Annotated in this window: 14 protein-coding genes; all 14 read right to left on the reverse strand. The window is 42.1% G+C overall.

Annotated features, from left to right (window positions below; all coding sequences use genetic code 11):
- Positions 1 to 6: 6 nt before the first annotated feature.
- Positions 7 to 1,338, reverse strand: coding sequence for an MFS transporter (locus ACIZ62_RS14380; protein ID WP_322519786.1), 1,332 nt, complete (start codon positions 1,336 to 1,338; stop codon positions 7 to 9).
- 125 nt (positions 1,339 to 1,463) lie between these two features.
- Positions 1,464 to 2,219: an ABC transporter ATP-binding protein gene (locus ACIZ62_RS14385; protein ID WP_414150457.1), complete on the reverse strand. Its 756-nt coding sequence runs from the start codon at positions 2,217 to 2,219 to the stop codon at positions 1,464 to 1,466.
- Entirely contained in the window at positions 2,206 to 3,288 is a 1,083-nt protein-coding gene (locus ACIZ62_RS14390) for a FecCD family ABC transporter permease (protein ID WP_111889806.1), read from the reverse strand. Before ACIZ62_RS14390 ends, ACIZ62_RS14385 begins: the two co-directional genes overlap by 14 nt.
- Positions 3,289 to 3,292: 4 nt before the next feature.
- Entirely contained in the window at positions 3,293 to 4,381 is a 1,089-nt protein-coding gene (locus tag ACIZ62_RS14395) for an ABC transporter substrate-binding protein (RefSeq protein ID WP_414150458.1), read from the reverse strand.
- 57 nt (positions 4,382 to 4,438) lie between these two features.
- Positions 4,439 to 4,963, reverse strand: a complete 525-nt coding sequence (locus ACIZ62_RS14400; RefSeq protein WP_111889262.1) for an FmdE family protein — start codon at positions 4,961 to 4,963, stop codon at positions 4,439 to 4,441.
- 288 nt (positions 4,964 to 5,251) lie between these two features.
- Positions 5,252 to 6,475, reverse strand: a complete 1,224-nt coding sequence (locus ACIZ62_RS14405) for an iron-sulfur cluster carrier protein MrpORP (RefSeq protein WP_414150459.1) — start codon at positions 6,473 to 6,475, stop codon at positions 5,252 to 5,254.
- Between the two features lie 43 nt (positions 6,476 to 6,518).
- Positions 6,519 to 6,878 (reverse strand): DUF134 domain-containing protein, encoded by a 360-nt coding sequence (locus ACIZ62_RS14410; protein ID WP_111889260.1) that lies wholly within the window; start codon positions 6,876 to 6,878, stop codon positions 6,519 to 6,521.
- Between the two features lie 31 nt (positions 6,879 to 6,909).
- A complete protein-coding gene (locus ACIZ62_RS14415) occupies positions 6,910 to 7,278 on the reverse strand; it encodes a NifB/NifX family molybdenum-iron cluster-binding protein (protein ID WP_111889259.1) in 369 nt (122 codons plus the stop codon).
- 177 nt (positions 7,279 to 7,455) lie between these two features.
- Positions 7,456 to 8,322, reverse strand: coding sequence for an ATP-binding protein (locus tag ACIZ62_RS14420; protein WP_414150460.1), 867 nt, complete (start codon positions 8,320 to 8,322; stop codon positions 7,456 to 7,458).
- Positions 8,300 to 9,154 carry a 4Fe-4S binding protein gene (locus ACIZ62_RS14425; RefSeq protein WP_111889257.1) on the reverse strand — a complete coding sequence of 285 codons (855 nt, stop codon included), beginning with the start codon at positions 9,152 to 9,154 and terminating at the stop codon, positions 8,300 to 8,302. Before ACIZ62_RS14425 ends, ACIZ62_RS14420 begins: the two co-directional genes overlap by 23 nt.
- Positions 9,151 to 9,453 (reverse strand): BMC domain-containing protein, encoded by a 303-nt coding sequence (locus ACIZ62_RS14430; protein ID WP_111889256.1) that lies wholly within the window; start codon positions 9,451 to 9,453, stop codon positions 9,151 to 9,153. The genes ACIZ62_RS14425 and ACIZ62_RS14430 overlap by 4 nt, the downstream gene beginning before the upstream one ends.
- Before the next feature lie 2 nt (positions 9,454 to 9,455).
- Positions 9,456 to 9,824 carry a NifB/NifX family molybdenum-iron cluster-binding protein gene (locus ACIZ62_RS14435; protein WP_111889255.1) on the reverse strand — a complete coding sequence of 123 codons (369 nt, stop codon included), beginning with the start codon at positions 9,822 to 9,824 and terminating at the stop codon, positions 9,456 to 9,458.
- Between the two features lie 290 nt (positions 9,825 to 10,114).
- Positions 10,115 to 11,035, reverse strand: coding sequence for a SufB/SufD family protein (locus ACIZ62_RS14440; RefSeq protein ID WP_414150461.1), 921 nt, complete (start codon positions 11,033 to 11,035; stop codon positions 10,115 to 10,117).
- Positions 11,036 to 11,039: 4 nt separating this feature from the next.
- Positions 11,040 to 11,768, reverse strand: a complete 729-nt coding sequence (locus ACIZ62_RS14445) for an ABC transporter ATP-binding protein (RefSeq protein WP_111889253.1) — start codon at positions 11,766 to 11,768, stop codon at positions 11,040 to 11,042.
- Between the last annotated feature and the right edge of the window lie 71 nt (positions 11,769 to 11,839).

The following is an 11,839-nucleotide window of genomic DNA, read 5'->3' on the forward strand; positions in this document are numbered from 1 at the left end:
AGCGTTCTAGGCCGGACTAACTGCTATTTCCTTTTCCCTCTTATTTTCAATGTCCTGATACAGGGTACGGGAAACCACAATGGAATCGCCCCGGTCATAAAGACGATCCAGATAATCCAGATAGGCACCGGGAGTAATAATGCCATTGATCTTGATCAGATCAATTCCGGTTTTACCGACAAGCGTATCCACCAACTTGACACAATTCGTTCCCAGGGCATAATAGGTTTTAAACTCGTTGCCCTGTTTAAATTTATAAAAACTGGCCTTTGCGTCGTTATAAAGCTGACTGGAAACATCCTCAAAATCCTTTGCATTTCCTTTGATTTCGCCTTTGTCCGCCTGCTCCGCCTTTGGCTCCCAAGGAAGAACGTGAGACAGGAGATCATCCAGCTGCTCCTGAACCCCTTTTTTTTGTTCTGGCGTCAGTGCGAGGCCATAGCCCATTAAAATTTTCTTTTCAACTTTCAGCGCCTGTTTAACATGTTCGGTCTTGGGCATTTCAACCAAAACGCCATCAGCTAAAAAGCCCCCTAACTTCCAGGTGGAATCGTCATAATTGCCATAGCTGTAAACACACTCGCCTATGGCAGCATCCACATGACCCATGCCCGGAATCAATCCTTCTTTGGTATGGATAAAAATCTCCATATCGGTGGTTCGTTCTATGGAGTGGTCTTCTAGCAATAATAAAGCATCCGGTTCTTCTTGCACCAATGCATTCACTTTTTTTAACATCCGCATCGGCAGGAACGCAGCAAATACCAGTGGTAGGGTTACACGAATGTGCTTCTTGGCTTTTTTGGCCCCATCATTGTGTTTCATCAAACTGACCAAGGCATCGCCAAAAATATTTAAAGCAAAAAAGATCAGATAAACGCCGAAGATAATGCCAAAGATCCGGCCTGTTGTGGTCAAAAAAGCCATGTTAATACCCAAGCCGATATAGACCAGAGCCACCAGCAAGGTCCACACCCAGGAAGCACCGTCTTTTTTTAATTTAATGCTACTTAATAAAACAAAGCAACCAATAATAATCCCCAGCATCCCAATTGCAAAACTAAACGGCACCTTTAAATACTGCGGGTTGAGATAGGTAAAAACCCCGCCCAACAGAGATAAAATTCCAATTCCCAACTCTTTAAACTTACTTTCGCCCTTTTTTAGAAAAATAGCTGACAGATACATAATCCCGACCACCACCAGCATAATCGAGATGCTGGTAATAATCATATTCCAAGCCAGCTTGACATCAAGCAGCATAATCATGCCACCGGCAAATACCGCAATGGATATTAATAACCAAACAATCGGAGCTGTATTCTTAAATGCTGACATCGGCATAGTCCCCCTGACTTTTCTTCTATTTTATCAGACTTCGCGAAGGCCCACAATCGTATTATTTAGATTAATTGCAACAAAAAACTCTGGTTCAACTAAACAAACCAGAATTTTTGCCTATTTCAGGTTAAAGGAATCACAACCTTCTGATTTTGGTAGGATTCAACAGCTACCGGGACCTGATAAACGGCACCGATGTTTTCGGAGGTCATCACATCCATTCCGCCATAACAGAAAATTTCCGTGTCTTTGAGAAAGAGGAACCGGTCACAATACCGCAGTGCCAGGTTCAGATCATGGATCACAATGACAACGGCAATTTCTTTTTCTTTGGTAATGCTCTGGATCAGTTTTAAGACCTCCAACTGATTCTTAAGGTCAAGGCAACTGGTGGGTTCATCCAGAAGCAAAACCTTCGGCTCCTGGGCCAGGGCCCGGGCGATCATCACCTTTTGCAATTCCCCGCCGCTTAACTCGTCAATATAACGCAATGAGAACGCTTCTAAATCCATACTTTCTATAATTGTTTCGACAATTTCATAGTCTTCTTTTTTGGGCGCCAGTTTGATATAGGGTTTTCGCCCTAACAAGATAGCATCGTAAGCGGTGATTCGGCTGCCTTCGCTTTTTTGGGCAACATAGGCTGTGTTCTTTGCAATATCCAGACGATTGAGTTTAAGAATGTCCACCTCATTTACCACCACCCGGCCTTTTTGGGGTGAGATAATCTTATTCAGACACTTTAACATGGTACTTTTCCCAGCCCCGTTGTTACCTAAAATCGCCACACATTCGCCATTTTTTACATCGAATTTAATGTGATCCAAAATTTTTCGGTTGGATCGATAGCCAAATTCTAAGGCATCAATTTTCAGCATTATGACCAACTCCTTTAAATATGAGATATAAGAATAACGGAGCCCCAAGGAATGAGGTAATGGCCCCGATTGGCAGAATAATTGGTGAGACAATCAGACGAGCAAATGTATCACTGACGAGCAGCATCAAAGCTCCTGTTAAAGCTGATGCCGGTAATAAGTAGCGATAATCATTGCCCACAAAACGACGCATAATATGAGGGGCAATTAAACCGATAAAGTTGATGATCCCCACAAAGGACACGATCGTTGCCGCTGTCAGAGAAGCCACCGTCATTCCGATAAGCCGAACCCGGGATACATTGACCCCCAGCCCGGTAGCCGTATGTTCGCCACACTCGAGGGCGTTGTAATTCCAGCGGTTAAACATAAAGTAAATCAGTGCTCCAGCAGTAACCACGGCAGCTACCTGGATATTTTGCATGCTGGCCCGCCCCAGATCCCCAAAGGTCCAAAATACAATGGCAGCCATCTGAACATCTGAGGAAAAATATTGAATCAGTGCTGTCGCTCCGGCAAACAACGAGCTGAGTGCAACCCCGGCCAGAATCATGGTTTCCGGCGAAGCTTTCCGGGCCTTGGATAGTCCTAAGATTACTAGGGTGACAAACATAGACGCTGCAAATGCACACATACTCGTTAAATAGGGGTTATTAACGGTCACGGCACTGGCGGTATTTCCCATCACGGTTCCGCCACCCAAAAAGGTAATCGCAATCGCGGCGCCAAAAGAAGCTCCCTGGGAAATTCCCAGAGTTGATGCCGATGCCAGCGGATTTTTTAAAATACTCTGCATGACACAGCCAGCAGCAGCCAGCCCAATCCCTCCGACAATCGCCATCAGAATTCGCGGCAACCGGATATTGACGGTAACCAGCACGTTTTTGGCCGCTCCAAATCCGAACAGTGCCTTAAGTACTTCCAAGACTGGAATATCAGCTGAACCAGCAGATATAGCAAAAAGAGCGGTTAGAAATGTCAACACCACCAGAGTTACAATGGTCAAAACCTTGCGGTGAACGTATTGATCATAGTTAACTCCGCAAGCCGTCTTTTTTTTGTTGTCCATTTTTTTACTTACCAATTGTCAGCGGACCAAAGCCCTGACCTGCTGCTACATATTTTGCATACAATTTTTCACCAAGCAGGAACTCAAAAATTTCGTCAGCTTGCTTTTCAATATTAATATCCTTGAACTTGTCAGGATAAACAACAGTTCCTGCATAATAAGCATCAGCCAAGGCAATCTCAACATTGGTATAGTTATTGTTATATGCCAATTGAGTATAAACCTTGTTGTCCTGAACCGCTTTGAGTGCGTTGAAAAAGTCTGGATTCTGGGTATACTGTTCATTGACCAGATCCATGTTCTCTGGATTAAGGAAAATAATCTCCGGATTCCAGGCCAATACCTGCTCAAGATCCACAGTAAATGCCGTCTTTTGTCCCGTTTGATCGACGACATTATTAGCGTTGATTGCCACAAAGGGTCCATAGTTCCCGCTGGTGCCATCAAAACCGTGTTTGCCTTTAAAATTCAAAGCGCCGTTGTAGACAGTGATACGACTGGCTTCTGGTATATCCTTGGTCCGGTCATTGAGATCTTTTTGAGCCGCATCCATAAATTCATTAACTGCGTTGGCACGATCTTCTTTGCCCAGTACCTGGCCGATAATATCGATCGAAGCATCCATTTTTCCATCAAACAGCCCGGGATTCGCTACCGCCACCACAGGAATACCGGTTTTTGCCTGCAATTCATCGGTCTGGGTGTAGTCGGATACCACAAAAATCACATCAGGTGCCAATTTGATGATTTCTTCGTCAAAGGGGACAATTCCACCGGCACCGCCCTGACCAATCTGTTTCAGACTTGCATAATTGGGATTAACCAACGTGTATGGACGGGTCAGTACTTGAACGTTGTCCATATCCGTTGCACCAGTCACCAAATCGGCCGCATCCATATAAGTTAACAGCCGCATAACACCAAGTGAACCCACACTGGTGATCTCGGCCGGCACTTCCACCTGTCGGCCCAAACTATCGGTCACAACCTTTGTGGTCGTTTCGCTCTCAGTGGTCTCTGCTGTTGTATTGGTACATGCCGCAAAAGTTACCATCATCATTAAACTCAATAAAACTGCAACGATTCTTTTCATTCGTTTCACCTCTTTCAAATTATTGCCTTAGTTCTCTTCTAACCGCAAAGGCGTTCTTTAAAAACCTCGGGTGTAGGGATTGGAGCAATCCACGCAGACTTTTTTGCCATTTTCCAGGCGAATCATATGCTCAGCGGTTTTTTCGCCACATTCTTCACAGATCACGCTTTGAAAAATCCGGGCCCGTTCTGGTAATTCATAATCCGGGGTTTTAAAGTCAAAGATTTTGCTGGCATCTGGTTCATTTAAGATATAGGCTTCCATTTCATCCCGCTCCATTTCTGGTAGCGCTTTTAAAACCAGTCTGAGTTTTTCGCCGGTATTGCGATTAAAGAATGAAAAGGCTTGTTTACCGCGGTTTCTAAACAGCAGGTTACCTTTTCCTACGCTACATCCTAAAATAACCTGTACCCCATCAACCCCACAGGCATCGTTTTCAGTAATACAAACCACATCCTCGTCTTCTGAAAAAGAAACATTGAGCGCTTTAATCGCTTCTTGTGACGCTCTCACCCCAATGGCTAATCCGGGACAATGATGTCCGTGAAACTCGACCGATTTTTCCCATAATTTCTGATTCATTTTGCTTTTCTCCTTAAATTTTCAAAAAATAAAAGACTCACAAAAGTGAGTCTTCAGACACATAATTACAAATTTTATTAATCTTTCCCAGTATAACACATATACGGATCAACGTACTTTTCTTAGATGTACATTTTGCTTCAGCAAAACACCAGCTCCTTGTATATACAAGCATTATTTTAACATAATCATATCCAGCCGTCAATACTAATTTCACGACTGGATATAATTAAATTCTAGTTTTGATCCCGATACACAGCTTTTTTTACTTGGCTAGGAATTTTTAATTTATTCGCCACACTCATCATGATGTTGATGTTCGTGACAGACAGACCCGGTCGAAACCAGTTCTCCCAATAGATAACTATTAACGAGATCTTCTGCTTTGCCTTGGGCACCGGTAATGACTTCAATATTTTTTTCGTTAAAAATATCAACTGCACCGCCGCCCATTCCGCCGGAGATAATAACGTTGACACCTTTTTCATCTAAAAATACCGGTAAAAATCCCGGTTTGTGGCCAGGGTTTGGTACGGCTTCAGTCGTTACAACCTTACCATCCACGGTATCATAAATCATAAAACTTTCACAATGGCCAAAATGACCAGATACTATACCATTATCGCTTGCTACTGCTATTTTCATTTTTAGTTCTCCATTTTCTTTTGTATTTTCTTTTGTATTTTCGTCTAAATTCACTTCCAGCGTCTCGGCTAGATGATCCAGCCAGGTGTTATCAAATAATTCAATCAGCCCTTTATCACAGGCTCCGGCAAGGGAGGAATCAATCGGCATCTTGCCCACAACCTCAATGCCATGTTGTTTCGCTACTTCTTCGATGCGACTTTCACCAAATAAATAATGCTTTTTATCGCAGTCCGGACATTTAAAGTAAGACATGTTTTCAACTAAACCGAGTACCGGAATCTTCATCATTTTTGCCATATTTACGGCTTTGGCAACAATCATTGAGACCAATTCCTGAGGCGATGTGACAATGATAATCCCGTCTACCGGCAGCGATTGAAAGACGGTTAATGGCACATCACCAGTTCCCGGCGGCATATCCACAAACATATAATCAACGTCGCCCCAGATCACATCGGTCCAGAACTGTTTAACGGTGTTGGCAATAATCGGCCCTCTCCAAACCACCGGATCGGTATCATTTTCCAACAATAGGTTAATGGACATAATTTCGATTCCGGTTTTACTGGATATCGGAAAAAGTCCTAATTCTGTGGGCATCGCTTTTTCATTGATCCCAAATGCTTTGGGAATCGATGGCCCCGTAATATCAGCATCTAGAATAGCGGTATGATAGCCTTTTCGTCTCATTGTAACTGCCATCAGGGAGGTAACCATCGATTTTCCAACCCCACCTTTTCCACTGACAACACCAATCACTTTTTTTATTCTACTTAGCTCATGCGGTTGTTCTGAAAAATCTACCTTTCGATCTTCACACTCTTCGCCGCATGATCCACAGGATTGACTGCATTCTTCACTCATAACAATTCTCCTCATTCGTTTGTTTTATCGTTTTTTCTTAACTCTAATTGTTGCTTCCATTCATCCGCTGTTTACGGCATCGGCTGCAGCCGAAATTTTCCTGGCCTTCTTCGCACAATTTATAATTGCCGCCTTCAATTTTTAAGACATTACCGTTAACCAATGCGTCAGCCAGCTTTTTTCGGGCATCATTATAAATTTTCTGGACCGTAGTTCGTGCCACGTGCATACTTTCTGCACACTCTTCCTGAAGCATACCTTCTAGATCAATCAAGCGGATCGTTTCGTACTCTTCTACTGACATGGTAATAATTCCATCTTCCCTGTTTTTTGCATTAAGGGGTCCAAACAAATCCGTTTCTGGTAAACAACAGACTTTTTTCCATTTTACCGGTCTGGACATAAACTAACTCTCCTTATCCAAATTGATTGACTTAGTGCTGGCACTCATGACCAGCTTCATGGGCATGACACATTTCGCCAGAATCCATAACAGAACCAGCCAACCAGCTTAGCGCCACTTCTTTAACATTCCCGGCGCACCCCCGGACAACTTCGATGCCAGACTTTTTAAGTACATTTACAGCCCCTTCGCCCATGTTGCCAGCGAGCAAAAGTTCTACGCCCATTTCTTTAAGTGTTGTGGCAATATTGGATTTGCAGCCACATCCTGCTGGTGAAGCAATTATTTCCTGGCTCAATATTTCTTTGCTTTGCTCATCAATGGTGAATACCGTATAATACTCACAGTGACCAAAATGGCCATCAATTAAGTTCTCTCGTGTTGGTAATGCAATTTTCATAATAGTTCCTCCGATTATGTTTGTTGTTATTGATTTTTTGTTATTAAGATCATTAACCTCTGTTATCAACAGCATTATTATAATACATGAATGGCATATGTCAATAACAATATTGCTTTTCCATGCTATTCATCTTCATTACCTGTTGATTTATTTTTTTCTAAACGTGCTCTTAGCTTAATTTCTTAATAACATTTCCATCGTATTACCAAACACTACCTGAACTGCAGCGCCAGCCTCACAAAAAACATCGACCAGCGTTAATCCATTATTTACCGCTTCAACAGCACTTTTATCATAAGGTATTTTTCCCACATATGGAATGTCGTGAGCTTGACAATAATCGATAATCGCTTTGGTTTTTTTTAAGTTTGCATCGTATTTATTCACACATACAACCGTCTTTGTATGAAAGGTCTGGGCTGTTTTAATGATCCGCTCCATATCACTGATTCCAGAAACCGATGGTTCAGCAACAATTAAGACCATATCCACCCCGCTGATCGAAGCAATAACAGGGCAACCAATTCCGGGTGATCCATCAATTATCGCTAGCTCATCACCGCGATCGATAGATTTCATTTGCTTTTTTACTTCAGTAACCAGCATTCCCGATGTGCCACTGCCCATTTTGAGCTGAGCAGTTGAAAAGATCACATCCTTATCATATAGCTTCAGTTCTCCGGAAATATGAGGTTTCAAATTGATCGCTCGAACTGGGCAAACCATTTCACAGACACCACAACCTTCACACAGATATGGATCAATCCAATAGTTATTGTCAACCACCTGGACTGCATCAAAACGACAATTTTCGACACAGCGGTCACATTTTGCGCACAAAATTGTATTAATTTCCGCCTTTGGCATCCCGAAAAAATCATTTCTCTTAGGCTGACTGGTCTGTTTTATCGCAAGATGTAAATTAGGGGCATCCACATCGCAATCAGCATAGACTTTTGCCTGGGACAGTTTGATAAATGCACTTGCCACCGTTGTTTTTCCGGTTCCGCCTTTTCCACTAAGAATAAGCAATTGTTTCATCTTGCACCTCCTTCATGACGGCTTGAAGCAACGCATAAAATATGCTGTGGTATGGCTCGATTTTTGATGCAATTTCGCCCTCGGAATTAAGCGTTCCCAATTCGCAATCAAAAGGTATTTTACTTAACACCTTGATCTTATTTTCAAGACAATAAGTATCAATTAAATTCTCACCTTCCATGCCTTTATTAATTACGACCCCATAAGGCTTGTTAAAAATTTTCACAAGTTCATGAACTAAGATCAGGTTACTGAGCCCAAAAACGGTTGGTTCTGCTACTAAGATGCAATAATCCGCATCGCGAATACTTTCCATCACCACACATGCACTACCTGGTGGGCAGTCAATCACGGTCAGTCTTTTTTCATCAGCTATTTTTTTTAACAACGCTTTGATAATCGGTACTCCCGATACTTCACCGGTATTTAAAACCCCAGAAATGACCTTGACGGCTTCGGAAACACCTGAATTTATTACTCCAATAACCTTATCTTTTTCAGACAAAGCGTTGCTCGGACAAAGCATGATACAGCCCCCGCAGGCGTGACAAATATCATCAAAAACAAGTAGCTTATCAACAATCGCGGCGAGCGCGTTGAATTTACAAAAGTCTACACATTTTCGGCAACCGAGGCAAAGATCCTCATCCACCACAGGAATTTTATTCACTACCTTTTTTGTTTTCACATCTGTTGGTTTAAAAAACAAATGACCATTTGGTTCTTCAACGTCACAATCCACATAAACAGATTCTTTTGCTACTGCTGCCAGATTAACCGACACCAGAGTTTTTCCGGTCCCGCCTTTTCCGCTGAGTACTGCTAATTTCACTTACTCATCAACCTACTTTCTATCGCCGCCAGAGAAGTCTCGACAGATGTGATATCACCCAGAATTGCCAGACAAATAATATGCTGAGGACACACCCCAGAAATTTCAGTTACCACAACATCTGATGTTTTTTCAGCAATGTCACTGGCTTCCAGGATGCTGATAACATCTCCCTGACATAATCCAACTGCTGCGAATTCATTTTGAAGAATACGTTCAACGAGCTTTTTTTCTCCAATTTTTCGGGAAATAATCCCCATTGTTCCTTGAGACACGCCATTGATCAATTGAATTTTCATCGTCAAGCTCCGCTAACCCCATGAAAACCGGCATGAAACTGGTCCAGAACCGTTAATCTTTCATCCAGATAAGCATTAATATTATCCTGAATTGAACCAACCTTACTCTTATAGATCTCAAGTTTGGTGGCCTTGAAAACCTCAGCCGCATTTTCGCCGCACCGCGGTGTTATTAAAATATCCGCATGATTATCGACAACGATTTGGGCCGCTTTAACGCCCGCCCCTCCAGGGCTGCTTGCTGCCGTATTTTCAATGAAGTGTCCCATTTTTGTCAGTGTTTCATAAATATAAAAATATGGTGCACGTCCAAAGGACATACACACTTCACTATTTAAAATTTGTTCATCAGCTGGTATTGCAATTTTCATCGATATCTCCTTGTTTTTTTTATTGACATATGTCTTTAATAACCATTATACTCCTTTAAAAACATATGTCAACAATTATCTTTTCTCATACCTCTTATATTTCTTCACCGTAAACGACTTAAAACCAAAACATTTGGTCATATTTATCCTTTTGATAATCCCGAACCGCTGCGCACTTAAAAAAAACTGATCTCTCACGATTTGAGAAATCAGTTTTAATCATTTCATACTTTATTTAGTATCTGCCTTTAAAATCTGCCAACACCACTATTTTTAAGGTTCTATCGCCGTTAATTTAAAAAACCATCAATAATTTTTGCTTCTGCTTCGCTTTCTGTGAGACCCAGAGTCATAAGCTTAATGATCTGCTCTCCGGCAATTTTACCAATGGCAGCTTCATGAATCAGGGCTGCATCCAGACTATTAGCCGTGATTTCCGGGATCGCACTCACCACGCCATGATCCATGATAATGGCATCACATTCGGAGTGACCCATACATCGGGTATTCCCGCTTATTTTCGAGATAAAGGTTTGCCTTGAATAATCCCGGGCAACGGAACGCGATATAAGGTTCACACGGGAATCTTCCCCATCCATATCCACTTCAAATTTTGATTCTGCAAATTGTTCCCCATGGGTCATCAGTTTTTCTTTAATCACAAGGGTAGCGCCCACTTTCAGGTTCGCCTTGGTAAACCGTCTGGTGGAATCGACCCCTTTGATTTGGGTAGTTTCCATTTCCATATAACTGTTTTCTTCCTGCACCACCTCTGTTACCGGATCAATAACCCGTTTTCCAGTGCCGGTTCCCACACCGATGTGCTTTTCTACATATCGGACTCGGGAATTTTTACCCAGAAAAAATCGATGAATCCCATTATGCTCAGAACCATCACAGCTATCGCCAGTACTGACACCACATCCTGCAATAATCGTGATATCGGCATTTTCTCCAATAAAAAAATCATTATAAACAAGGTCCGAAACCCCACCACAAGAAACCAAAGCCGGTATAAAAACGCTTTCGGATTTAGTATTAGATTTAACGATAATGTCAATCCCGGACTTGTCTTCTTTTCCTACAATTTCGATGTTTTCACTGGACTGTCTGGATACCGTTTTACTGTTTTCACGAATATTGTAGGCACCTTTAGGCATGTCTTCCAGCCCCGTCACGTCTTTTAGTAATTTTTTTGCTATCTCATTCATTTCTTTATGCCTCCACGATATCCTGGCAATATGCACAATTTTCAGGATTTTCACAATGGAGCAATTCCGGCAATACACTTTCCTTGGCGCCTCGCACAATTATTGCTCCGTCAACCATCGCAATGATCTCATCTGCCACATCCAGGATACGCTCCTGATGGGAAATGATAACAATTGATTTCTCTTTGTTTTTATGAATCTTCATAAAAACATCAATTAAATGATTAAAACTCCATAAGTCAATGCCCGCTTCCGGTTCATCAAAAATGGATAATGCGGTATCTCGAGCGATGATCGTCGCAATTTCAATCCGTTTGATTTCGCCCCCGGACAGTTTATCATCCAACTCCCGGTGGATGTAATCCTTGGCACAAAGACCCACTTCCGATAAATAATGACTTGCTTCCAGAGCTGAAAGATCTTCTCCTTTGGCGATATTGATCAGATCATGAACAGTAATCCCTTTAAAGCGGATCGGTTGTTGAAAACCGAAACTGATCCCTTTTTGGGCTCGTTCGGTAATCGATAAATCAGTGATATCTTCACCATAAAAGGTGATTTTCCCTCGGGTTGGTTTTAAAACACCAGAAATAATTCGGGCCAGCGTCGACTTCCCGCCGCCATTTGGTCCAGTGATGGCGATAAATTTCCCTTTTTCAATGGTTAGGTTGACATTCTTTAAAATTTCTTTCTCATTTTCAACTTCAAATGAAATGTTTTCAAGCTTTAGCATTTTTTCTCCTTACCTTTTTCTTTCAAAGTTTTTAAGCTAATCATGGTTTTTGTTTGTCAATGCAAAGGCAT

This window comes from Acetobacterium carbinolicum (genome assembly GCF_047456275.1).
Classification (GTDB): domain Bacteria; phylum Bacillota; class Clostridia; order Eubacteriales; family Eubacteriaceae; genus Acetobacterium; species Acetobacterium carbinolicum.

What these genes read in the sequence shown, in the direction of transcription:
- ACIZ62_RS14380 (WP_322519786.1), bottom strand. Translation starts at nt 1,338, where the DNA reads ATGTCAGCATTTAAGAATACAGCTCCGATTGTTTGGTTATTAATATCC.
- ACIZ62_RS14385 (WP_414150457.1), bottom strand. Translation starts at nt 2,219, where the DNA reads ATGCTGAAAATTGATGCCTTAGAATTTGGCTATCGATCCAACCGAAAA.
- ACIZ62_RS14390 (WP_111889806.1), bottom strand. Translation starts at nt 3,288, where the DNA reads ATGGACAACAAAAAAAAGACGGCTTGCGGAGTTAACTATGATCAATAC.
- ACIZ62_RS14395 (WP_414150458.1), bottom strand. Translation starts at nt 4,381, where the DNA reads ATGAAAAGAATCGTTGCAGTTTTATTGAGTTTAATGATGATGGTAACT.
- ACIZ62_RS14400 (WP_111889262.1), bottom strand. Translation starts at nt 4,963, where the DNA reads ATGAATCAGAAATTATGGGAAAAATCGGTCGAGTTTCACGGACATCAT.
- ACIZ62_RS14405 (WP_414150459.1), bottom strand. Translation starts at nt 6,475, where the DNA reads ATGAGTGAAGAATGCAGTCAATCCTGTGGATCATGCGGCGAAGAGTGT.
- ACIZ62_RS14410 (WP_111889260.1), bottom strand. Translation starts at nt 6,878, where the DNA reads ATGTCCAGACCGGTAAAATGGAAAAAAGTCTGTTGTTTACCAGAAACG.
- ACIZ62_RS14415 (WP_111889259.1), bottom strand. Translation starts at nt 7,278, where the DNA reads ATGAAAATTGCATTACCAACACGAGAGAACTTAATTGATGGCCATTTT.
- ACIZ62_RS14420 (WP_414150460.1), bottom strand. Translation starts at nt 8,322, where the DNA reads ATGAAACAATTGCTTATTCTTAGTGGAAAAGGCGGAACCGGAAAAACA.
- ACIZ62_RS14430 (WP_111889256.1), bottom strand. Translation starts at nt 9,453, where the DNA reads ATGAAAATTCAATTGATCAATGGCGTGTCTCAAGGAACAATGGGGATT.
- ACIZ62_RS14435 (WP_111889255.1), bottom strand. Translation starts at nt 9,824, where the DNA reads ATGAAAATTGCAATACCAGCTGATGAACAAATTTTAAATAGTGAAGTG.
- ACIZ62_RS14440 (WP_414150461.1), bottom strand. Translation starts at nt 11,035, where the DNA reads ATGAATGAGATAGCAAAAAAATTACTAAAAGACGTGACGGGGCTGGAA.
- ACIZ62_RS14445 (WP_111889253.1), bottom strand. Translation starts at nt 11,768, where the DNA reads ATGCTAAAGCTTGAAAACATTTCATTTGAAGTTGAAAATGAGAAAGAA.